The organism is Bacillus cereus group sp. N6, assembly GCF_016483705.1.
Lineage (GTDB): Bacteria > Bacillota > Bacilli > Bacillales > Bacillaceae_G > Bacillus_A > Bacillus_A wiedmannii.
In genome coordinates this window covers 13,530-36,705 of the sequence record NZ_JAEHBI010000007.1, presented here as the reverse complement: position 1 = coordinate 36,705, position 23,176 = coordinate 13,530, and the positions used below count along the sequence as shown (strand labels likewise).

The following is a 23,176-nucleotide window of genomic DNA, read 5'->3' as shown; positions in this document are numbered from 1 at the left end:
TGGACGAGTTATTAGGTATTACGATAAAGGGAATAAAAAAGAGATTGTAATTTGGTTTCAACCAAACTACAATCTCTTTTTGTTTAAATTAACGCCACCAAATCCAAGTCCAAAAGTAATTTCGTATATTTCGAGGGGTAATGCGTATAAAACGTTCGCCGTCAAAGAAACAATTGAAATTTGGAAGTGTTTCATCAGGATTTTTCGGAATAAAAGTGACGATGTTTTCGTTGCTTGTAACGGTTACTGTAATTGGTGGATCGGTAGGCGAGACTTGAAGTTGTAAAGAAATATCCGCCGTATTTTTAAATTCATTATTAACAGGTGGACTTATCACTTGTACTGTGAATAATACGATAATTGTTTCGTTTGGTTCCAAATTAGTAGCGACTAGGAAACCGATATTCGGATTCGCTAGTGGAGAGCGTTCGCTGTTAATAAAGACAGTACCGTTCATAAATTGTAAACCTGCTGGAATGGTATCTTGTAATGAAACATTTGAAAGTGAAATATCAGAAGTATTCGTAATACGCATCGTATAATCAAAATATTGGTTTAAATAAGCTGAGCTGACGGAAGCATCTTTCACTACTGTTGCAGTTATAAATTGAACTGGTATACGAACGATATTTGAATTGTCAATGAAAGTAATAATTGGGTCCTGTGGTGTCAATTGGAAGGCGGCTGTGACGGAAGCAGAATTGATAATTGTGCTGTTTGAAGGGATAGACGTGACGAGAACTTTAAATGCTATCTTTGCTACGGAGCCAGCTGGTAAAGCACCGATATTCATACCAGTGTCTGGACGGACATTTAGAACAGGAGTGCCGTTAATGGTTACGCTGTTTTCTATAAATGTTGTACCAGTTGGAATGGTATCTAAAATAGAAGTACTTATCGTAGGAATCGGGGAATGGTTCAATACCTCTAATGTGAATGTAATCATATCACCTATAACGGCAATAGATGTGTCGGCTGTTTTGTTAATACGAACCATAGGATCAACTACTGTTGTTGTAACGACATTTGTTTGCTTTGTAATTGTAATAGGTGGTTCATTCGGGTCAATGGTAACAGTATAGGAAACAGAAGCATCGTTATTAATTGCTGGTTGAAGAGTTGTAGGAGATATTGTTACTTGGAAAGTAAGGATAGTAGATTCATTAGGAGTAAGGCTTCCTAATGTAATACCGTTTTCAGGATTTTCATTAGGCTGATTGATTCCGTTAATCGTAACGCTGCCTGTAACGAAGGTTGTATCTACTGGTGCGGTGTCTATGGCAATAATATCTTCAATTGTTACATTACCACTATTCGTAATCGTAATTGTATACGTTACAGTTTGACTAGGTAAAGCATTCGAAGCATTAACAGACTTTATGGCAACGACATTATCATTTTGGACAGTTGTTGTGACGGTATTTGTTGTAGTCGTGTTTGTAACAGGTAAATTATTTGGATTGACTATATAGTTAAAAGTAGTAATGGCTTGGTTCGTCAATTCATTTGGTGTTGGGATAGAAGTCACGGTTACTTGGAATGAAGCGACAGCGTTTCCGCCGACAGTTATAGTATCAATTGGTATACCACTTACTGGATTAACTTCCGGAAGGGCTTCTCCGTTTACAATGACGCTATTTTCTATAAATGTAGTACCTTGAGGAATCATATCTTGAATGGTTACATTATTCGCTGCAACATTACCAGTTTGATTGAGTGTAATCGTATAAGTTAACGTGTCACCGACTGTTGCAAATGCACGGTCAACAGCTTTATTACTATTTAAATTTGCGTGATGAATTTCTGTTACGGCAGCTGATGAAATGATAGTTTCGGTAATAGGCGGCTGGTTTGGTATGGTGTATTGGTATTCGATTGTACTCGTGTTAGAGATTGGATTTGTTTGCGGAATCGAAGTAACCCGTACTTGAAATAGAATAGTTGCTGTCGTATTAGGCGGAATGTTATCAATTCGTATCCCGTTAAGTGGATTGTCACTTGGACGGGCGTTTCCATTCACAATAACACTATTATCTATAAAGCTCGTATTCGCCGGGATAATATCTGTAACGATAATGTTTTCAACTTGTATATTCCCATTGTTCGTGATGGAAATTGTGTAAGGGATAATCGTTTGTAGGTCAGCGTATTGGATAGGTGTTGTTTTTGTTGCAATTACATGAGCAGAAATAACTTCAGTGATAGTAATATTACTAGTCGATATTTGTTCTTCGCTATTAATTGTATAACGAGAAGTTGATTGATTTTGAATACGACCACTAGCTGGAAGAGCTACCACAGTAACGGAAAATGTGACTGGGATAGAAACGTTAGGAGCAATCGTTCCTACAAGTATACCAGTACTTGGATTCGCGTTAAGCTGAGGAATATTATTTACTAAAACGCTACCTTCTATAAAGGTTGTTCCGTCAGGTATATTGTCTGTAAATACAACAGTAGTAGCATCTGCATTTCCTATATTCGTTAAAGTTGTTGTATAAGTTAAAATGTCACCAATCGTTACAGAAGTTAAATCAACAGTTTTCAGTGAAACGATATCAGCATCATTAATTTGGACGAAAGTAGTATTGGAAGTAGTAGATTTTTGAATTGGTGCAAAGTCAGGATTGAAAATAAAGTCGTAGACGATGTTTGCAGTATTAGGCGTTGGATTTAAAGCTGGCAAATTCGTAACGGAAACTTGTAACGTTATTGTAGTCGCTTGCCCTGACGCAATATTAGGAATGAAAAAGCCGATATTCGGATCTGCTGCAGGAAGTACAGTGTTGTTAACTGTTACACTTCCCGGAATAAATACTGTTCCATCTTCTATAGTATCTGTAAAAAAGATGGAGTTAGTTGTAGTAGATCCGTTATTTTGAATGAATACTGTATATTCAATGGTGTCATCAATATTAGCTAATACTTTATTAGCAGATTTTGTAGCGATAAGAATCACATCAATAAATTGTATATTTGTAGTATTGGAAGAGGTTGTTTCTGAAATTGGTGGTGCGCTTTGTTCCGGTTTATATTCATAGTGTATAACAGCGATATTATTAATAGTATTTTGTGCAGGTATAGAGACTACATTTACTTGGAACGTAACAATAATCGTATTATTTGGAAGGATAATACCAAGATTGATACCGGTAATTGGATTTTCGTTAGGTCTTGGTATGCCGTCTACAAGGATGCTATTTGGAACGAATGTAGTGCCAGCAGCAATTGCGTCAATTAGGATAGTATTTGTAATAGGTACTGTACCAGCGTTTGTAACTGCGACTGTATATGTGATGATTTGACCGATACGTGTAATAGATCTGTTAGCAGATTTAATTGCACTAACATTTGCCGTCCGCACTTCAGTATTTACTGCATTTGATAATGATCTACGCTGAACAATCGGAGAACTAGGGTCAATTTGGTATTCATACGAAGTGTCTGAAATGTTAATGACAGTGTTGCCCTCTGGTATATTTGTAAGTTGTACTTGAAATGAAATAGTGACTGTTTCATTTTGTTGTATCGTGCCGAGAGTTATTCCATTTTGAGGATTTGCACCAGGCTGAATCACATTATTTATTGATAAGCTATCTTCAATGAATATAGTACCTTTTGGAAAGTTGTCAATGAACACCGTATTGTTAGCTGGAACAGTTCCTATATTTTGTATTGTATTTGTGTAGGTAATATTTTGCCCGATGGCTACGAAAGTAACATCCGCCTGTTTAACAGAAATAATATTTGCATTTTGAAGTGATGTTGTAACGATATTAGAATTTGCAGAGCGATTCACTGGTGGAGCTGTAGGAATACTTACATATTGGTAATTTACAGATGATTGATTTACAATTTCGGTTGCAGTTGGTGGATTATTTGTTTGTACTTGAAATAGTATTGTTTTGGAACTGTTTGGTGTAATCGTTCCAATTGGTATTCCGTTTTCTGGATTTACACCTGGCTGAAGTACACCGTTAATTGTGACACTGTAGGGAACGAATGTAGTCCCAGCTGGAATAGAATCTGTAAAAATAATATTTATTGCGTCAACGTTGCCGATATTTTTAACTTCAGAAATATAAAGTATAGTTCCGCCAATATCTACAGTTATTGGATTGGACGTTTTTGTAACTGTCAATTGTGCTTGCACGAAATTTGTAATGACAATATTACTTGTAGATGTTTCGGTAATAGGCGGTTGTCCTGGGTCTGGTTGAATTGTATATGTTGTATTAGATTGATTTGTAATCGATTGTTGCGAGAATGAATCGTTAATAAGAATTTGGAACGAAATAAGGTGAGTAGCGTTTGCTACTAGGTTAGGCAAAGTAACACCTGCATTTGGATTTGCACCAATTATAGCTGTTCCGTTAAGTTTAAAACTATTTTCTACGAATGTAGTCCCTTCTGGAATCGTATCTGAAAATATGAGATTAGTAGCTGGAATATTTCCGGTATTTTCTAGCGTTATCGTATAGGTCAAAATGTCACCGGTTGTTGCTTGTTGTGCATTGACAGCTTTTAAAGAAAGAACATTCGCATCCGAAATTTGTGTGAAAGCTGGATTAGACGTAATTGTTCGAGAGATGATAGGAGCAGTTGGATCGGCGATAAAAGTATAGTCAATATGGGCTATATTAGAAATTGGATTCACGTTTGGAATGGATTGAACGATAACTTGGAATGTGACGGTGACGATTTCTGAAGGTGCAATGGCGTTTAAGGAGATTCCTACGTTTGGATCAGCACCCGGAGCTGAAACGCCATTTATGGTTACGCTATTTGGAATAAATGCAGTTCCTTCTGGGACCAAATCTGTTAAAGTAACTGTATTTGCAGTTGTATTTCCGTTATTTTGAACCACTACCGTGTAAGTGATTGTACCGTCAGTAGATTGTACGAGAGAATCTGTATTTTTAATTACAGATAGCGATGCATCAACGACAGCTGTATTTACCGTATTAGATGAAGATGTTGCTGTAACTGGAGGTTGACTTGGGTCGACAATATAAGTGTAACTTGTAAGTGCTTGATTTATAATCGCTCCTTGTGGTGGAATAGAACTTGCAAGAAATTGGAACGTAATAGTAGCAGAATCACCTGGTGCGATAATACCAACTGGAATACCGAGAGTTGGACTTGCATCTGGAAGTGAAATCCCGTTAAGCGTGACACTATTTGGAACAAATAATGCCCCTTCAGGAACTCCGTTAATGAGTAATACAGAATTTGCAGGGAAGTTTCCAGTATTCGTTAATGTTGCTGTATACGTAATTATATCTAAGGTAGATACGATTGTACGATTTGCTTCTAAAACAGTTGTAACAGTCGCGTTATTAATTTGTGTGGAAGCACTATTAGAATTTATTGTGCCGGTAACAGGAGGAGAGGCCGGATCAACTATAAATTCGTATTGAATAGATGCAACGTTTGTAATTGGATTCGAAGGTGGAGTAGATGTAACTATGACTTGGAAAGTAGCAGTTAAGGAACTACCCGCGTTAACGGTTCCGATATTCACTCCGTTATTTGGATTTGCACCTGGAATGGTACTTCCATTTACAGTAAAACTATTTTCAACAAGAGTTGTTCCTGCTGGAATCGGATCTGAGAAATTTACATTCGTAGCGTTTGTATTGCCACTATTTTGAATTAAAACGGTATAAGTGATCGTGTCGCCGATGTTTGCAAAGGCTGTATTAGCAGTTTTTACGGCTGAAAGTATTGTTGAATTAATAGAAGTAACGAAGACGTTCGTTTCCACATTGCCAGGCTGAGCCTGTAATGCATTTCCTACGTTATATTGGAAGTTCACAAATCCTAAGTTTTGGAGTTCAGGTGTGAACGTTGTTGGGTTGCTTATGATTTGCACTTGGAACATAATTATTACGATTTGCTTGGGAGTTATTGTATTTATGCCAACACCGCCAATGATAGAAGCGGATGGTAATGAAGTGCCATCAACAATGACTGATCCTGCCACAAATTGTGTCCATGTTGGTATAGGGTCTGAGAAAACAACATTGTTAGCAGAGATATTTCCTGTATTCGTAATAGTGGTTGTATACGTAATCGTATCACCAATCGTTGCAAAAGCTTTATCTCCTATTTTAATAGTGTTTAAAATAGCACTTTCAATTTTTGTTGTAACGCTATTAGAAGTAATATTTTTTGAAACAGGTGGATTAGCCGGATTAACGATATGCTGGAAGCTAATGCTAGCTTGATTGGTAATTGGATTTATAGGTGGAATTTCATTGGCATTAATATGAAATGCTACGATGACAAACTGGTTTGGTGCGATATCTCCAACTGGAACGCCAGTCATTATGTCTGTATTTGGGATGGTAGTTCCGTTAAGTGTAAAACTATTCGGTTCAAAGGAAGTTCCGTCTGGAATTAGGTCGGTAAAAATAACATTCGTCGCACTAACATTGCCGCTATTTGTAATCGTAACTGAGTAGACAATATCTTGCCCAATATCTACTGTTTCCACATTTGAATTTTTTTGTGCAGTAAGGATAGCGCTATTAACTTGTGTTGTCGTTGTATTAGATTGATTGGAAGGCGAAATGAACGGCTGATCTGAATCAACAATATAACGGTAAGTGGTAAGAGCCGAATTAGAAATAGGATTGTTGATTGGCAGGGTTGAAACGATGGCTTGGAATGTGACAATTGATGTGTTTCCACCATTAATTGAACCGATATTTACACCAGTAGATAAATCAGCGTTTGGAATGGTTTGCCCATTAACTGTGAAACTGTTTGGAACGAAACTTAAATTGCTATCAAGTATATCGATAACGGTAACATCAGTTGCAGCCACATTCCCGGTATTAGGAAGGTTAAGTGTAAATGTTATTGTATTACCAACATCCGCAAAAGTAAGATCTGCTGTTTTTGTGCTAATAATATTTGCGTTGTTTATTTGAAGAAGTGTCGTATTGGAGGTAGCTGCACTCGATACTGGCGGATTCCCTGGATCAACAGTAAACTCATACGTCGTTGATGCTATATTTGGTGCAGGGTTAATAGGTGGGATGCTGTTAACCGTAACTTGAAATACGATACTATATATTTCATTTGGTGGAAGTGTTGCAAGTACTACACCTGTATTTGGATTCGCGTCAGGTTGTAAAACACCATCAACAGTTAATGTGTTAGGAACAAATGTGAGTCCACTTGGTAATGCATCTGTAAATACAATATTAGTTGCATCCGTATTTCCTATATTCGAAATAGACGTAGTATAAAAAGCAGTTTGCCCGATATCTGCAAAGGAGACACTTTCATTTTTCGTCATGGATAATATAGCTTCTTTAATTTGCGTTAAAACGGGATTACTAATTGAAGTTTCTGGATCAGGCGGTGAGACTAATTGATACGATGTTGATGAGAAATTTACAATTTGGTTCTCGGTTGGTAACGAGTCCACGTTTACTTGGAATGAAACAGTTACTGTAGACCCAGCTGTTATAGGCCCAATATTTACTCCGTTCGATGGGTCCGCACCACTTTGAGAAACCCCGTTAATAGAAAATGAGTTTGCAATAAATGTAGTTCCGCTCGGCATTGTATCTGAGAAAATAACATTTTGTGCAGATGAGTTTCCATTGTTTGTTAAAGTAACAGTATAGGTGAGTGTGTCTCCAATACGACTAAAGGATTTATCGACTTGTTTTAATGAAAGAATGATAGCTGTGTTAATTGTAGTGAACACTGTGTTTGAAGTAACATTCCTTGAAACAATAGGGGCATTAGGGTCAGTGATAAATGTGTAAGAAGCACTAGCCGAATTGGCAGTAGGATTTTGAACAGGAGTAGAAGTAGCGGTAACTTGAAATGCTATTGCTATTGAGCTGTTAGGAGCAATTGATCCAATTGTAATACCTGTATTAGGATTAAGACCAGTTTGTGTGATGCCATTTATTGTGACACTATCCAAAACGAACGTTGTACCGTCTGGAATAAGGTCAGTAAACGTAATATTCGTAGCATTTGTATTCCCACTATTCGTTAAAAGTGTCGTATAAGTAATAGTATCACCTAGTGTTACAAGTGTTTGATCAACTGATTTAATCATCGTTATCATAGCATCTAGTACAGGGTTTGTAACGCTGTTCGTTGAAGTAGAAGTAGTAACAGGAGCTGCGCTTGGATCAACGGTATAAGAGTATAAAATTGTATCGTTATCCATAATTGAACTTGAAGGGGGAATAGAAATAACAGTTACTTGGAAAGTAACGGTTACTGTTTCGCCAGGAGCGATATTGGGTATATTGACTCCAAGTGCTGGCCGTGCACCAAGTTGCTGCATACCATTGATTGTGACCGAATTTGGTATAAATGTAGTGTTGGCTGGAATAGCGCTTGTGAAAGTAATATTCGTTGCTGCAGTATTTCCTGTATTTGTAATAGTGGTTGTATACGTAATCGTATCTCCGACAGAAAGAATGGATTTATCAGCACTTTTTGTAGTAGTTAATATAGCACTATTAATAGTTGTCGAAACAGTATTAGATATATTCGTTTGTGATACGGCAGGTTGGCTAGGATTGACCACATGTGAATACTGTACAGAACTAAAATTTGAAATTGGATTTATACTTGGAATGTTTGTTACAAGTACGTTTATCGTAATAGCAATCGTACTGCCAGGATTTATATTTCCAACTTGAATTCCGTTAGCGGGGTTTCCAATTTGTTGAGCACCAGAATCATTTACAAGAGTACCAGATATAAATGTTGTTCCATCAGGCAAAATATCCGTGAAAAGTATATTTTGTGAAGTGACATTTCCAGGGTTGCTTAATGAAATTGTATAGGAAAGTGTATCCCCGATCTTTGCAAAAGTTTTATCTACAGATTTAATTGCCAAAATTTCTCCGGAATTTATTTGTGTTGAAACCGGATTAGATGTTGTACTTCGTGAAACGAGTGGTAAATTAGGCCCTGTCATAAATTGATAATTAATAGAAGCTCCGTTTACAACGGGTGAGTTTGGTCCCCCAGGTCCGATTGTAAAAATAGGATTTGGGATGCTAACTACTTGCACACGAAAGGTGACGTTTATAAAATCTCCTGCAATAATATCCCCAATTGGTATCCCGTTCGCCGGATTTACTCCAGGTAATAAAACCCCACCTACTCGAACGCTATCTTCTATAAATACTGTATTATTTGGAATCGGATCTGTAAAAGTGATATTAGTAGCAGTTGTGTTTCCTATATTCTCCAATAAAACTGTATAAGTTAAAAATGAATTTCCGGGTGCGATGTCAGAAAATAGACGATCGACACTTTTTGTTGCTTGAATAATTGCTTCGTTAATTTGCACTAAAGTTGGATTACTTGTAGCTGTTTCTGTCACTGGCGGCTGGGTAGGATCCACAATGATAGAATATGTCGTACTGGATTGATTCAACGTAGGATTTGTAGCTGGTATTGAGCCAACGATAGCTTGAAAGCTAATTGTTGTTGTTCCTCCAACTGGAATGGGGTCTAAAGAAATCCCGCTATCTGGTCTAAATCCAAGTTTTGGGATGGTATTAATTTGTAAGCTATCAGGAACGAATGAAAGTTCAGGTGGTAATATATCGATAAAAACAGGTGTGTTTGCGGTAGTATTTCCGCTATTAGTGAGAGTAGTTGTATACGTAATTGTATCTCCAACAGCAGCAAATGTACTGCTTGCAGTTTTTGTTGCAATAACGGAGGCAGTATTTACTTGAGTAAAAGTTTTATTGGATTGAACGGTTCGTGAAACAGGCGGTTCATTTATATCAACAATAAAGCTATATTGAAGCGATGATTTGTTAGGAATTGGATTAGGATTTGGGATTGTTGTAATGTTTACTTGAAAGCTGAGTATAACTGATGCATTTGAATTTATGTTCCCGATATTGATACCGTTTTGTGGATTTGTATTAGGAATAGTTATTCCATTTACTGTAAAACTATTTGGGATAAATGTCGTACTATTTGGCAGTAAATCTGTAAAAATAACATTGTTTGCGGTAGTGTTCCCGGAATTAATAATGGTAGAAGTGAAAGTGAGTGTATCTCCAATAGTAGCGAATGTTGAATTGACAGTTTTATTTATAGATAGAGTAGCATCAATAATTGGAGTAACCGTCGTATTTGTTACAGTAACCAATAGCCAACTAAATTTTTTTAAAATTTAGTTGGCTATTGGTTTTTTTGAATGCAAAACTTTCTCAACATGATATTCGGATGAAACAGAATACACGTTCTTAGTAATGTGATAAAATATTTTGTAAATATGAGGGATATGGTGTTGTTTATTGAATTGAAGGGGGATAGTCAATTGAAATTCCATGAAAAAATTATGGGGATAATTGAAGATAGGGATAATATTACGGCTACCAGTGTAGCAGGTCAAATCGGGGTTTCAAAACAATATATGTCAAAGTTTAAAAAACAGGGAACAATCGGGTTTCCTCAATTGCTGAAACTGTCACATGTTTTAAGGGTTGAAGGAAAAACAGCAAGCGAAACTATGTCTAATTGGTGCTTAGAACTAGATACCACAGAATCTATAAAACAAAGTTTTGAGTATGCATGCCTAACTCGCAATACTCTATTACTAGAGCAATTGATATCCAAGCATAGAAAAGAAACTGGAACAATTCGAGAATATGTTGCGGTATATACAGTATTGTATAAATATATTAAGGACATAATAAAAGGTTCAGAAATAACAAAGGAAATAAAGGGAATCGGTTCTATCAAGGATAAGGTTTTAGAAATACTAACAAAAATTATGGAATGCTATGAATATTATCATCTTAAAAAATTCAATCTTATGTTGGAAACTGCAGAAATGATTGAACTGTCGGTGAGACAAATTGAGGGGGAACGAAAATCATTCATTAAGGAATGCTATAATTATCGAATTGCTGAGTTATTTGCACCAATTTTCCTGCAGAAGAATAACGTGATTTTATCTAGGAAGTATGCTCATTTCTTAATTAAAGCTAATGTTTGTACTAAAACTGTATCAGACGCACATTACATATTAGGCATGTCGTATATATTAGAAAATAAAGAACAATGTCTGTTTAATTTGAAAAAAAGTTATTTATTAAGTAAGCAAATTGGTGATGTCGATATTGAACAGGAGGCTAGATACAATTTAGATGTCGCTAAAATATATTTAGGGGTACAATTAGATTCAGATTCAGACTGTAGGTTACTATTATACCAAAAAAATCCAAATCACGAATTGTCAATTAGGGCTCTCCAAAATATAATAAATGACAGAGGAGACAAGGACTTTTTACAATATTTCATCGCATGCTCTACCATCAAAATGGAAGATTTATATGATTTGTTTTATCGGTATTTCCACCAAGCTAATTATCTTTTTTCAGCGATGGTAGCGAAGGAATTATGTAATAGAGGGGATGAATCTTTGTTGACTCAATCTATGGTTAACTTTGGGAATGAAAAACAAAAAGGGGTTGTTGATATTGAAAAAATTAGTATTAGCAGTTTGTACATTATTAACGGTACTAACGGTAGGGTTGTCGTATAACGAAAATGTACTTATAGATAAAAAAATGCAAATGGTTGAAATTAAACCGGGTGGATGAGATTGCGTAAAGAGTGGATAAAATCCATTCTTTTTTTATTGGTAAACTAAAATGAAAATAATCAAAGTGATGGACTTTTCAGAATTTTCCCTAGAGGAAAAGTTATAATTGGATTATAGTAGTTGAGGAGGAATACTAATGCCAAAAGAGAACATCTTAAAATCTTTTTTCAAATCTGTTGAGTCATGTTCAAATAGTGAGGAAGAATATAATCAATTTATCGAAGCCGCATTCGATATCGAACAAATAATAAAAAAATAGCGATGCGTAGCACTACATCACTATTTTTAAGTACTTTTTAATTTTTCTAGGCTTTCCATCATTGTCAGCATGTTTTGTAAGACTATTTCCTGATGTTCTTCAGGTAGTTGTTCGAGTCGGCTTTTTAAGCTCAAGTATTTTTGATTCATTTCAGTATCTAGTTCACGAGAATCAGATCTACCTAATAGATAATCAACAGGAACATCAAGAAAATCAGCTGCACGCTCAACGGTCTCTCTAGATGCCGGCTTAAATCCTGTTTCAAATTTAGAAACACTACCTGCAGTAACACCAATAGCTTGTCCTAGTTCATGTTGTGTTAAGTTTCGTTCTTGTCGTAATTGACGTAACCGATCTTTAAATTCCACAATAATCACCTCATAAGTGGTTTGTTAGGATTATTATAATATTTCCTAAAGGGAAAATCAATCCAAGCTATTTCTTAGGAAAATAATATTTATGAGGGAAAATATACCTTGAACTTTCCCTTAGGGAATGTTAAGGTGATTTACAAAGATACAGAAAGGAGTTACTACATGAAAATGATTAAAGATGAAACAAAATTAAAAGCAGCATTCCAAAAATCTGGATATAAGTATCAAGAGTTAGCTGATGAATTAGAAATATCCTGCAGCTACTGTTACAAGCTAATTAACAATCATAATTACAAAAAGAAAATATCATATAACTTAGCATCCAGAATGGCACATGTATTAAAAGCGAATGTAGTTGATTTGTTTGAAGAGCAAGTCGATTTTTTTTAATAACAATATTCCCTGGGGGAATATAGGGGTGAGAGGGCCATGTCAGAAATTAATTACAAAGGGTTTATCATCAAGGAAACTTATGGCGAAAAAAATATTGAAGAAGTGTTTAAGGAAGCATATGAGTCGTTTTATGGGATTGAAGTTAAGGTTGTTAAAAAGGAATTAGCGACTAAACGAAACAGTGCAGCCAGCTAATGTTTAAACTTCATTGAGAACATTCAATGAAGTCGCTTATAAAATGGACAAGCCTGAAAGGTGGTGTTTTTGTGAAAAACGGAAAAAAGTTGACCAATCGCGAAAAAATGCATCTTAAATCATACAGCTTAAATCCAGATAATTGGTTTGTTTTCAAGAAAGCGGATGGAGAAATGCATTTAGTACATCGTTATACTAGCGCAACTCGTGTAATTCCAAGTTTATAAGTTTAGGAGGGAATAGGATGGAGCAGTTAACAGTAGCAAGTGAATTACGTCTTTTAGGGAGAAGAAAAATAGGTGGATATGAGTTTACTGGAATTGAGGGAGGATTCGGTGAAGGTAAGAAAGCGATGCTAGTTAAGGATATAGCAGTTATTCATGGTAGACAATCATCACGAATCAATGAACGTATTAATGAAAATAGAAAACGTTTTAAAGATGGGATAGACATTATTGATTTGTTAGGTGTCGGTTTGACGGATACCGAAATTAAAAAGTATGGATTTACACAACAAGCTTTAAATTCTTATCGCGGGCGTAACGGCAATATCTATTTACTTTCTGAAAGAGGATATTTTAAGTTGTTAAAAATTTTAGAAGATGAAAAAGCTTGGGGTGTCTATGATCAATTTGTTGATGAATATTTCAACATGAGAGAAAAGAATCAAGTGGCTACAGACCCAATGAGTATTTTAAAGCTTACATTCGAAGCATTAGAAGGCCAGCAGCAAGCAATTGAAGAGATAAAGTCGGACGTACAAGACTTGAGAGAAAATACGCCATTATTCGCAATTGAATGCGATGAAATCTCTACTGCTGTAAAACGTCAAGGAGTCATATTGCTAGGTGGAAAACAGTCTAATGCCTATAGAAATCGTGGATTAAGAGGAAAGGTTTATCGTGACATCTATAACCAACTATATCGTGAATTCGGAGTCAAAAGTCATAAAGCAATTAAGCGTTGTCACTTAAATGTAGCAGTAAAAATAGTTGAAGAATATACACTTCCAATTGTATTGGGCGAAGAGATTTCTTTTGTAAATGCACAAATGAATTTTACAGAAATGTAATAAGAATTAAAAACGAGGAGGTACTATATGGAAATTGAACCGATGTTCGCAACTTTACTAATGGAGCAAGAAATTATTGAAGAGAAACTTAAGCAAGGGGTTAATGGGTTTGAGTGGTTAGTTTTGCAAGTGGTGGTAGATCAGGAAAGAAAAGAATCTTTAGAAGCTTGGGAAAGGCTACAAATTTTAGCAGCTAAAAAGAAAGTAAATTCTCTTACGTTATTTTCAGATGCAATTCGTATGGATGCAGAAGCTTTTTATAAAACATACGAACTTAATTGGTGGATGGCATTTAAAGAGGCTCTCACATATTTTTCTTTAATGAAACTACGGAATTATAACGCATATTCGGATGTGATAAAGAGTATTTTTAGCGATGAATCAGCATTGGAAAGAAAGGGGTAAAAATTAATGGATAATTTACAAGTGGTTGATGGGATCAAAAAAATAGAGCCAGATTATGTAGAGATATATTATCGGATGTTTTCTAAAAATCTAAGCGAGTTGCTACAAAAGGTGAAAAATACAGGGGTATTCAATCAAGACCTATGCAAAAAAACAATCTTTACGGGTGTAAGATTAATTAGATATATCAAAAACGATATATCTAATTATGAATATTTAAAAGACAAGCTGCAATTAATAGGTTACTTGCAAGAATTGATGAAAAAGGTAACTCCAAGGGAATTTATAAATATGTTTCCGATAACAAAATCTTATGACGGAGACAAATGGGAAGAGAAAGATTATTTCTTTACTATGAATCGTGTTAAAGAAATCGGGGTGGATACTCTTATAGGGGAAAATATCTTAGAGTTTCTATACGATTACGACAATTGGGATATAACATGTTTTGCGGTTAGTTCAATGACAATTATAAGCAAAATCAGACGCGCTGAAGGGGAAAAGTCTTTAGCGGAAGAGTTTTTTGAAGGTACAGGACTTGATACTTATACGCTGCATTCTGGCCAGAAAGGGAAACAAAAGCTAATAAATAATCGTACTGGAGATATTCAAGAAATTCAGAAACCTAGACCAAGATATTTAAAGCCAGTCCAATGATCAATATTACGAAGGTTTATAGACAAAAAAAGTAACTTGCGCCAACAAGTTACTAAATAAAAATACTTATAAAAATATACTTATTAGAAATATAACATACATGTTTGATGTATGGAAAGGGTGTTATTATGGCTCTTTTTAGGAAAGTGCATACAGAATTTTGGACGGACGTAAAAGTATCAGAAGATATGACGCCAGAAGATAAATTGTTTATGGTGTATCTTTTGACTAATCCTCACACAACTCAATTGGGAGTGTATGAAATCACACCTAAGATGATAGCTTTTGAAATCGGACTATCAATAGAGTCTGCTAGAGCACTACTGGAACGTTTTGAAAACCATCATAAATTAATTAAATATAACAAACTGACAAGAGAAATTGCTATAAAAAATTGGGGCAAATACAATCTGAATAGAGGTGGGAAACCAATTGAAGATTGTCTTAAAAGAGAAATTGATAAAGTGAAAGATTTATCTCTAATAAAATTCATTTTAGAACATACAGATCATGCAGCTTTAAAAAGAAAAATCAATCTTTATGCGGGTTTTGACGATACGTCCCACGATACGTTAGCGATACGTGACCAAGAAGAAGAACAAAAAGAAGAACAAAAAGAAGAACAAGAAGAAAAAGAACAAGAAGAACAAAAACAAAAAGAAGAAGAAAAAGAACCAGAAGAAGAAAAAACAAAAATAAAATCCAAAGCGTCTTTAAAATCAGACGCAACGTCCAATCCAATACCGTATAAAGATATATTGGATTACTTGAATGAAAAAGCAAATAAAAATTTCAATCTTAAAGCAGAAGGACATAGAAAGTTGATTCGCGCTAGATGGAATGAGGGGTATAAATTAGAGGACTTTAAAAAAGTCATCGATAACAAAACTTCACAATGGCTTGATAAGAAAAGTTTTGATGGAAAGCCACTAGATCAATTTTTAAGACCAAGCACGTTATTTTCACAAAACATTTTGACAACTACTTAAATGAAACGGTCAACATGTCCAATCAACAACACGGAGATCAGATTGTTATACCGGGATTTAGGGGGAAAATGCCGTTTTAGAAAGGAGTACTAAATGTGAAGAGGATGCAAGATTCTTTTGAAAAACTCACTAAGTTAAAATTTGCAGATGAACAATGCGATAAGCACACTTTTAATAAACATGGGGAAGTAGTTGTTAAATTAGTTAGGAAAATGATTGATGATGCAGGGACGGTATATTGTCCCCGCTGCATGGTCGAAGAGCAAAATTCGGTTTTATTTCAACAAGCAAATAATCATTATAAAAAGATTAATAGAGAACGGAAGAAAAATGTGCTCTTTCAACACAGTATCATTGAAAACCAATCCATTACAGAATCAAGATTGTCTACATACAACACGGATTGTAAAGAAACGAAAGAAAACAAAGAAAAAGCTATGAAAATTCTTGAACGCATAAAAAACGGTGAGTTTTTAAATGTATACATTGCAGGGATTCAAGGAGTAGGAAAAAGTCATTTAGCGTATGCGATGCTGTATGCATTAGTTGAGCACTATTGGATAATATCAGACGGTGTGAAATTAAATGATGAACATGCTTTTAAAAATATGAAAAGCTGCTTATTTGTAGAAATCGAAAAGCTAATCCGATTAATACAGCACTCATTTAGAAATGTAGAGTCAAAATACACAATGGATTATTGTATCAGTTTAATGGTGGATGTAGATTTCCTTGTAATCGATGATTTAGGGGCTGAAAGTGGTTCGATGAATCGAAACGGAGAAGCGAGCGATTTTGTTCATAAAATACTTTACGGTGTTGCTAATGGACGTCAAGGGGCGAACAAAACAACGATTACTACATCGAATTTATCAAGCAAACAGCTATTTCAAAAGTACGATCCGAAACTAGCAAGCAGGTTGCTAAATGGAGTAACAAAAGATGAAACGATTGTCTTTAAAACAACCACCGATAAACGAATTGTAAATTTAGATATTGGATTCTAATAAAAGGGGTGCGGAGAAATGAAAGAAGTAAAGGGACAAAATAATGAATTAATGGAAGGATTTTACTTTTTGTTAAGGCAACTGCTGATTAAATCTAAAACAGATGAAAGGGTAAAAAACTTTTTGGATGATCAGTTTGAAATGCTAAGTGATAATAAGCTGCAGTCTGATACGGACTTTAAAACGGCATTAAATAAGTTAAGAGAAAAGCACTTTCCTAAGTTTGATAAAGGAGAGAGCAAAAATGACTAAAGAAAAAGGACAAGCTAAGGAAATAGTTAATGTTCGCGGAATGTCAGATGATGAGTTTATGGAGAAATATGAAAGGCTTGTACATCATTGCGTGTGGAAAAGATATGCGAAAAAAAAGACCAGCATAGAACATGATACAAATTTAGATATTGAAGATTTAACTCAGTTTGGAATGATTGGTTTGATAAAAGCAAGAGATAATTTTAATCCTGAATTTGGATGTACATTTTCAACATATGCTGTTCCTAAAATTATGGGGGAAATAGGAAGAGCAATTCGAGACAACCAGAAAGTGAAAGTGCAAAGAAGCGTATATAGCGTAAAAGGAAAAATTTTAAATCAACAGTTAGCAGATAAGGATCCAGAAGAGATAGCGGACGTTTTAAACGAGCCAGTAACTTTAGTAAATATGGCCCTAAAGTATCAGCCAAGTACAGATTCTCTCAATAAGGTAGTATATGCATCTGGATCTAATGAGGATGTGACATTAGAAAAAATGCTAGAAGATACTAAAGTGGAAGACATTGAAGAAACCACCATTAATCGAGTCGTAATAAGAGAATTTAAAGCTGCACTAGCTCCTAAAGAATACATTGTTTTAGATATGCATTTACAAAGTATGACGCAGCAAAATATTGCAAATCAAATGGGATACAGTCAGGTACAAATTAGTCGTATATTAGCAAAGATTAATCAAAGAGCTGCTCAATTTGGTAAAGAAGGAGGTCTGCAAGATTGAGCGTTACAAAAGGCGTTTGTATTGCTGTAGATCACTCAGATTTGCTAAAGGAGAAAGTAGAGTACTTTTTAATTCCGACTAAAACGAATCATTATTATGTAAGCAAATTTAATCGTAAAGGGGCGCATTTCGGTTGCTATCCAGCTGAAAGGTTTCAAATCACGGAAAAGGAAGTATGGACACCAGAACCTCAACCCAATCTGCCTGAGTTGAATACAAGCTTATTCTATAGAGCTCAGTTGATTTGGCGAAAAAAGGGATATAAAGATAAACCACTTAAAGATTACATCGTACAGCCGAGAGGGAAGCATTGCTACTTTTTGCATGATCGGGAGCGCAAGAAATTTTGTGGATGTTTTCCGCTGCATTGGTTTACCGATTTTGTACCAGTTCAAAGTCACCATATAGAAGAAAAAACTAAAGAAGAGGTTAAGTTATTACAACGGCCAGATGGACAACTTGCGTTTTTTTAACGAAAGAAAGTGAAAAGGCGTTTCACCCAGTCATCGATTAAAAAAGGAGTGTTCTTAATGGATATTAAAAAGTTGTTTGCAATGCAGAACGTTTTGGATAAAAGAGTTTTAGAGTCAAAAAATCATTCTAGAGAAGAGGTATTTGAATTTAGAATACTAGCGTTTTTAGATGAATTAGGCGAATGCATGAAGGAATGGCGAGTATTTAAGTTTTGGAGTAATGATCGTAAACCAAGAACTAGCATACCTACAGGGAAAGTCAAAGTATTAGATGATGGTTGTAAAGTAGAAGTTTATAAAAATCCACTTCTCGAAGAATACGTTGATGGATTACACTTTGCGATTGGACTTTGCATAGATTTGAAAACAGAAATCAATTTTCCTGCTTCTATGCGTTGCGAGACAGTTACAGAGCAGTTTTTCGAATTGTATCATCTAGCAATACGATTAAAAGAAGAACCGACAGCATTTAGAGCAGACGTCTTATTAGCTCATTATCTTGGTTTGGGGGAATTGTTAGGCTTTTCGTTAGAAGAAATTGAATACGAATATATTGAGAAAAACAAGGTTAATCATGAACGTCAAAGTAATGGATACTAATACAATTTGTACTTTATAACAAAAGCGTTATTTGAATAGAAAGGGAGTAGAAAGAATGAAAACATTTAATGTGACTTTCACAGAATTAAAAGTATATGAAGCTGTTGTTGAAGCAGAGTCAACAGAAGAAGTTATTGATACAATCAAGTGTTTAAAAAGAACTGAGGATGATTTGGTAGACAAAGGAGTCATCATAAATGAAGTTAGCGAGATAAATGTTAACGGAGAACAAAAGTTCGAGTGAATCCGCTTCTCAAATCGCTTATTTTGAAGCGTTACAAACATTATTAATACCATAAGACCTTATTGATAGAAAGTCGCTTATTCGAGCGTACAAGCCTGTTATACGGAATGTGTGTGAAATAGAACAATTTTATTAAGGGAGGAAGTATAAAAATGAGAACTGGGAAGAAAAAGCATGTTAAAAGAGCAATTTTAAATCGTCAAAAGGAAATCGATAAAGAACGGACTGCTACAGCTTGGAGAAATATTTTTGTGAAATCAGGAATCATAAAATAAAAAGTGGAAAAGCAACTCGTTAGGGACAAGTCACTTTTCCAGATGGCAATGTAAACCCATTATAGCAAAACAAATGTACAAGTTGTAGGAATAAACAACAAGGCATTTTGACACCTATCGACAATCGGAAATGTGGTTGTTGATCTGGAAATATGAAAGTAGGTGAATCATCATTTGTTTAACTGGCTGAGAGATTGCCAAAAGTTAGAAGAAGACATAGCCTATCTGGAATACAACTTAGATAAAACAAAAGCCGAATTAAGACGTTGGGTTAGTGGTGATTTGAGAGAAGTACGTTTAACGGCAGAATCTGAAGGTGCAAAAGTTGAAGACCGCATTGAAGCGATTGAATACGAATTAGCACATAAGAGGAACGATATGTATAAATTAGAAAAGTTAATTAGTAAGTTTAGAGGGTTAGAAAATCAGATACTCAAATTGAAATATGTGGATGGTATGACGTTAGAAGAAATAGCAGAGGCAGTAAATTATAGTTCTAGTCATATCAAAAAGAAACATGCTGAATTAAGGAGATTGATTCAGTTTGTTGAGAAGGAGGGTATGATGTAGTTTTTAGGGAATAAATCAGGAAGGATTTTGTAATGGTTCTATTGATTTTAAAAAATGGTTGTTGCAAATGTAATGTTCAATAAGAAATGAAACAGAAACAAAGGTCTAATGGCTGCCACACTTTTGTTTCTGTTTTAATTATGTTTGAATAATCTAGATAATGGATTAAATTTAGTTAACTCCAGTTTTGTACGTTCTCTATTGCGGTGGTGGAGGCCATCCCTCTATAGCTGATTCAACAACGGTAAAATCCACACAAACATTTAGTGCTTCAGTCCAATCTATTTGTAAATAAAAATCAACACGTAATGTACCATCTGAATTTCGTGATGGTAAAACATTCTTTATATAAATACCTGCTTCCCCTTTATATAGTTTTATTCTATCTAGTGGGTCGGTCTGCGTTTCATCAAGCCAAGCTTCACGAGCACAAAGATGAACTACTGGAAATGGATCAATTTGATTTCCCCAATTAATATATTGCCATCCTGATTTTTGATTTGCGTAATAAACACGAAGTGTATTTGCCATAAAACCCTCCATTACTTTATTTACCTATCTTGATTACCCTATTTTACTATAAATCCTTCCACGGCTGATTCAAAAACAGTTACATCTAAAGCAAAATTCCATGAAAAAGGGAGAACTACTTCTATATAAAAATCAACATGTAATGTACCATCTGGATTTCGTGATGGTATAATATTTTTCACATGAATACTACCTTTAGGATTCAAATTTGGACCTATTAAAACTATGTTATCTAGCACATTTCGATTAATGTCTGATATTGGATCCAAATAAACAGCTTCACAAACACTGAGATGAACTACTGGGTTTGGATCAACTTGAATTCCCCAATTTAAATACTTCCAACCTGATGGATATAAGTCTCTGCAATAAAGACGCATTGTTTTTGTCATAAGACTCCTCCTTTATTGTCCTTCTTCTATTGTCTTATTTTCTATAAAAACTTATTCATAAAAATTAAAAAAGGATTCCCCTAATAGACGAGATACATCATAAAAAAAAGAATGGTATCATTTAGGTTCACTCTTAAAATGAATCGAAACGGTTGAAAAAGTGGTTTATATTGATAGCATACAATTTTAGCAGAGGGACAACTGGTACACGGTTGCTCTTTTATTTCTGTTTTTAAAAAAGGGTATTTCGTTATTTTGCCGAATTATTTATTGTTATGGATAAATAAGGAGGTATTATAATGCTTGAAGAATTGAATGGTGTTTTCAAAGATGTAATCAAATTAGCTCGTGATCGTAGAGTTTATTATGAGCAGAATGTCCCAGAGGGTGTTGTTTATACACTTCAAGAAATTAGCGCGTTTCATAATTCCCTAGAAGGACAAAAATTAGAAGGAAAGAAACAAGTATTAAAAAAATATTTAGAGGAATTAGATTTTGATACAGTAAAAACAATTCAATCTATTATGTATCTTGGAAGAGATAGGGATCACGATAAACAAGAAACACCAGAGGAAATTTTCCGCAAACTAAGAGAAGACTTCGATGCTCTAGGATGGCATTCAAAAAGCATCGAGATTAATAAAATCGTTGAAAAGGCTCCTTTAGATGAATATCTAGAAGATGGCTTGAAAATATTGCAAATAACTTTAAAATAAAGCATTCCTTAGGGAGTGCTTTTTAATTTGGAGGAAAATACACAATGGGCATTCAAGAGTTATTGATGCAACTCAAAAAAATAGAACGTGAAGTGCTTCAGGTCGGAACAAAGGTAGAAGCCTTAATGCAAACCTCTATACAAAAAGGCAATAAAGTAAAAGTGGTGTATCCGCATTTAGGAATACAAGGTGAGTACTTAGTGGAGAAAATAGATGGTGGTGTGATGGAATTGGTAGCAGAAGAAACAATGAAAAAAATACAGGAGTGATTAGAATTGAAAAAGCTATCTAAACAAGAACTAGCAGCTGTAATGACATATTGTATTTCAACGCTTGGTGAGCAGATTGTTAATGAGCATATTAATCCCCAGAAGTTGGCGCAAGCAAGTGCACTCCATAACGATCTCTTTGATAATACAACTCCTAAAGAACGTAGGGAAGCGACAATCAGTTTACTAGGAAAAGCGATTGATGAGTTTTTAGAGAGTAAGGAGTGAGGATATGAAAGTTTTTATTATTTGTGCAGGAACGCTAGGTGAAGCGTTTGCTATGTTTAGTAAAGCTTGTAATGATATGTGCGAACGAATTAAAGAATTCAACGATTTAATCAAAGAAGCTTGTATGTATGAGGAAGAGCTACAATATAAAGAATACATTAGTTTTCCTTTTAACCCTGTTAAGGTAATGAAGTCGCAGGTAATAGATCGTAAGCCTAAATATATTAGAGCGAGGACGGTGTGTTGATATGGGAAAGGAATATTTTAATAAGGCCGTTTGTTTAGTGTGCGGTCATCAAGATAGAGTGAATCATCCATCTAAAAAAGAGTATCACGAAGTAACGGTTTGTCCGAAATGCAACGGTGCTTTTGTAGATGTGTGGAAGTTGGGAAAGTACAAACAATTAGATAATACACAGTCTAATGAAGAACCTGTATTAACAATTACATTAACAGATATAGATGCTAAACCGATAGTTCATTACAAAGGTGAACAGAGTAATCATGAACATGTAGCTGCATACGTGAATGATAAGATTCGTAAGTATCAAGCAGATATAGCAAAGTGTCATGAGCGATTAATAAAAAGAATCTTGCTATCGAAGAGGAAATGAAACGATTAAGGAAGAGGTTTGAAGGAAAAAAGTGATGATGCTTTTTATTATGTAAAGAAAAAAGCCCGTGATAGGGCTATATGATTTTCTTCATGCCACATTCACGGCATTCTCGTAAGAGGATGAAATCTTTAACGGAACTTTTAAATGCAGTGTTGCCGCAATTATCACAGCGACCGCTGATTTTATCGGGGAACTCTTTGTACGTGTATATCTTACTTAAATCGTACTTTTGTTCAGGTTGTTTGTTTTCCATTCGTTTCACCTACATATCAATCTGAATTAAGATAGCTTAAATA

Annotated in this window: 25 protein-coding genes and 2 pseudogenes; 22 read left to right on the top strand and 5 right to left on the bottom strand. The window is 35.0% G+C overall.

The genetic code is table 11. The annotated features are described in order from the left end of the window. Positions 1 to 88: 88 nt before the first annotated feature. A pseudogene (locus JDS99_RS07930) lies at positions 89 to 10,156 on the bottom strand (cell surface protein); the annotation flags it as partial. Between the two features lie 177 nt (positions 10,157 to 10,333). On the opposite strand from JDS99_RS07930, the gene JDS99_RS07925 reads away from it, so the two are divergent. Further along, entirely contained in the window at positions 10,334 to 11,563 is a 1,230-nt protein-coding gene (locus JDS99_RS07925) for an AimR family lysis-lysogeny pheromone receptor (protein ID WP_242475717.1), read from the top strand. A 196-nt stretch (positions 11,564 to 11,759) separates the two neighbouring features. Then, positions 11,760 to 11,882, top strand: coding sequence for a hypothetical protein (locus tag JDS99_RS32345; RefSeq protein WP_255543200.1), 123 nt, complete (start codon positions 11,760 to 11,762; stop codon positions 11,880 to 11,882). A gap of 26 nt (positions 11,883 to 11,908) precedes the next feature. Here JDS99_RS32345 and JDS99_RS07920 read toward each other — a convergent pair whose 3' ends face one another. Next, a complete protein-coding gene (locus tag JDS99_RS07920; RefSeq protein ID WP_098082283.1) occupies positions 11,909 to 12,250 on the bottom strand; it encodes a helix-turn-helix domain-containing protein in 342 nt (113 codons plus the stop codon). A gap of 168 nt (positions 12,251 to 12,418) precedes the next feature. Here JDS99_RS07920 and JDS99_RS07915 point away from each other — a divergent pair, with 168 nt between their 5' ends. From JDS99_RS07915 to JDS99_RS07845, 15 genes and pseudogenes are all read left to right on the top strand, one after another. Next, the gene (locus JDS99_RS07915) at positions 12,419 to 12,646 is read left to right on the top strand and encodes a helix-turn-helix domain-containing protein (RefSeq protein WP_042513028.1); all 228 of its coding nucleotides are present in this window, start codon (positions 12,419 to 12,421) and stop codon (positions 12,644 to 12,646) included. Positions 12,647 to 12,685: 39 nt separating this feature from the next. Beyond that, positions 12,686 to 12,844, top strand: coding sequence for a hypothetical protein (locus JDS99_RS07910; protein WP_199694905.1), 159 nt, complete (start codon positions 12,686 to 12,688; stop codon positions 12,842 to 12,844). Between the two features lie 71 nt (positions 12,845 to 12,915). Beyond that, positions 12,916 to 13,071, top strand: coding sequence for a DUF6906 family protein (locus JDS99_RS07905; RefSeq protein ID WP_472926331.1), 156 nt, complete (start codon positions 12,916 to 12,918; stop codon positions 13,069 to 13,071). A gap of 17 nt (positions 13,072 to 13,088) precedes the next feature. Next, positions 13,089 to 13,916: an ORF6C domain-containing protein gene (locus tag JDS99_RS07900; protein WP_199694904.1), complete on the top strand. Its 828-nt coding sequence runs from the start codon at positions 13,089 to 13,091 to the stop codon at positions 13,914 to 13,916. A 27-nt stretch (positions 13,917 to 13,943) separates the two neighbouring features. Beyond that, the gene (locus JDS99_RS07895; RefSeq protein WP_199694903.1) at positions 13,944 to 14,321 is read left to right on the top strand and encodes a hypothetical protein; all 378 of its coding nucleotides are present in this window, start codon (positions 13,944 to 13,946) and stop codon (positions 14,319 to 14,321) included. A gap of 6 nt (positions 14,322 to 14,327) precedes the next feature. Beyond that, positions 14,328 to 14,978: a hypothetical protein gene (locus JDS99_RS07890; protein ID WP_199694902.1), complete on the top strand. Its 651-nt coding sequence runs from the start codon at positions 14,328 to 14,330 to the stop codon at positions 14,976 to 14,978. 128 nt (positions 14,979 to 15,106) lie between these two features. Next, positions 15,107 to 16,047 (top strand): annotated as a pseudogene (locus JDS99_RS07885) (conserved phage C-terminal domain-containing protein). Between the two features lie 24 nt (positions 16,048 to 16,071). Continuing rightward, a complete protein-coding gene (locus JDS99_RS07880; protein ID WP_206773162.1) occupies positions 16,072 to 16,974 on the top strand; it encodes an ATP-binding protein in 903 nt (300 codons plus the stop codon). 18 nt (positions 16,975 to 16,992) lie between these two features. Continuing rightward, positions 16,993 to 17,226, top strand: coding sequence for a hypothetical protein (locus JDS99_RS07875; RefSeq protein WP_199694900.1), 234 nt, complete (start codon positions 16,993 to 16,995; stop codon positions 17,224 to 17,226). Beyond that, positions 17,219 to 17,965 (top strand): sigma-70 family RNA polymerase sigma factor, encoded by a 747-nt coding sequence (locus JDS99_RS07870; RefSeq protein ID WP_199694899.1) that lies wholly within the window; start codon positions 17,219 to 17,221, stop codon positions 17,963 to 17,965. Before JDS99_RS07875 ends, JDS99_RS07870 begins: the two co-directional genes overlap by 8 nt. Continuing rightward, a complete protein-coding gene (locus JDS99_RS07865; RefSeq protein ID WP_199694898.1) occupies positions 17,962 to 18,438 on the top strand; it encodes a hypothetical protein in 477 nt (158 codons plus the stop codon). Before JDS99_RS07870 ends, JDS99_RS07865 begins: the two co-directional genes overlap by 4 nt. A 57-nt stretch (positions 18,439 to 18,495) precedes the next feature. Continuing rightward, entirely contained in the window at positions 18,496 to 19,038 is a 543-nt protein-coding gene (locus JDS99_RS07860; RefSeq protein ID WP_199694897.1) for a dUTP diphosphatase, read from the top strand. Positions 19,039 to 19,093: 55 nt separating this feature from the next. After that, the gene (locus JDS99_RS07855) at positions 19,094 to 19,282 is read left to right on the top strand and encodes a hypothetical protein (protein ID WP_199694896.1); all 189 of its coding nucleotides are present in this window, start codon (positions 19,094 to 19,096) and stop codon (positions 19,280 to 19,282) included. A 152-nt stretch (positions 19,283 to 19,434) separates the two neighbouring features. Continuing rightward, positions 19,435 to 19,557 carry a DUF3983 domain-containing protein gene (locus tag JDS99_RS07850; RefSeq protein WP_199694895.1) on the top strand — a complete coding sequence of 41 codons (123 nt, stop codon included), beginning with the start codon at positions 19,435 to 19,437 and terminating at the stop codon, positions 19,555 to 19,557. A 174-nt stretch (positions 19,558 to 19,731) separates the two neighbouring features. Then, positions 19,732 to 20,127, top strand: coding sequence for a sigma factor-like helix-turn-helix DNA-binding protein (locus tag JDS99_RS07845; protein ID WP_199694894.1), 396 nt, complete (start codon positions 19,732 to 19,734; stop codon positions 20,125 to 20,127). Between the two features lie 198 nt (positions 20,128 to 20,325). Here the strand turns inward: JDS99_RS07845 and JDS99_RS07840 are convergent, their stop codons facing one another. Together JDS99_RS07840 and JDS99_RS07835 are read right to left on the bottom strand one after the other, a co-directional pair. Beyond that, positions 20,326 to 20,658: a hypothetical protein gene (locus JDS99_RS07840; protein ID WP_199694893.1), complete on the bottom strand. Its 333-nt coding sequence runs from the start codon at positions 20,656 to 20,658 to the stop codon at positions 20,326 to 20,328. Positions 20,659 to 20,696: 38 nt separating this feature from the next. After that, positions 20,697 to 21,050 (bottom strand): hypothetical protein, encoded by a 354-nt coding sequence (locus JDS99_RS07835; RefSeq protein WP_199694892.1) that lies wholly within the window; start codon positions 21,048 to 21,050, stop codon positions 20,697 to 20,699. A 299-nt stretch (positions 21,051 to 21,349) separates the two neighbouring features. On the opposite strand from JDS99_RS07835, the gene JDS99_RS07830 reads away from it, so the two are divergent. Genes JDS99_RS07830 through JDS99_RS07810 form a run of 5 tightly spaced genes read left to right on the top strand, consistent with a single transcriptional unit; the run spans position 21,350 to position 22,877 of the window. Next, positions 21,350 to 21,766 carry a DUF3775 domain-containing protein gene (locus JDS99_RS07830; protein WP_199694891.1) on the top strand — a complete coding sequence of 139 codons (417 nt, stop codon included), beginning with the start codon at positions 21,350 to 21,352 and terminating at the stop codon, positions 21,764 to 21,766. A gap of 44 nt (positions 21,767 to 21,810) precedes the next feature. Then, positions 21,811 to 22,035, top strand: a complete 225-nt coding sequence (locus JDS99_RS07825; protein WP_199694890.1) for a hypothetical protein — start codon at positions 21,811 to 21,813, stop codon at positions 22,033 to 22,035. Between the two features lie 6 nt (positions 22,036 to 22,041). Further along, on the top strand, positions 22,042 to 22,263 hold the full coding sequence (locus JDS99_RS07820; RefSeq protein ID WP_199694889.1) for a hypothetical protein: 222 nt from the start codon (positions 22,042 to 22,044) through the stop codon (positions 22,261 to 22,263). Between the two features lie 4 nt (positions 22,264 to 22,267). Next, positions 22,268 to 22,510 (top strand): hypothetical protein, encoded by a 243-nt coding sequence (locus tag JDS99_RS07815; RefSeq protein ID WP_199694888.1) that lies wholly within the window; start codon positions 22,268 to 22,270, stop codon positions 22,508 to 22,510. A 1-nt stretch (position 22,511) separates the two neighbouring features. Then, a complete protein-coding gene (locus JDS99_RS07810; RefSeq protein WP_242475713.1) occupies positions 22,512 to 22,877 on the top strand; it encodes a hypothetical protein in 366 nt (121 codons plus the stop codon). A gap of 76 nt (positions 22,878 to 22,953) precedes the next feature. Here the strand turns inward: JDS99_RS07810 and JDS99_RS31945 are convergent, their stop codons facing one another. Next, positions 22,954 to 23,133, bottom strand: coding sequence for a DUF8096 family protein (locus JDS99_RS31945; RefSeq protein WP_242475711.1), 180 nt, complete (start codon positions 23,131 to 23,133; stop codon positions 22,954 to 22,956). Positions 23,134 to 23,176 lie beyond the last annotated feature (43 nt).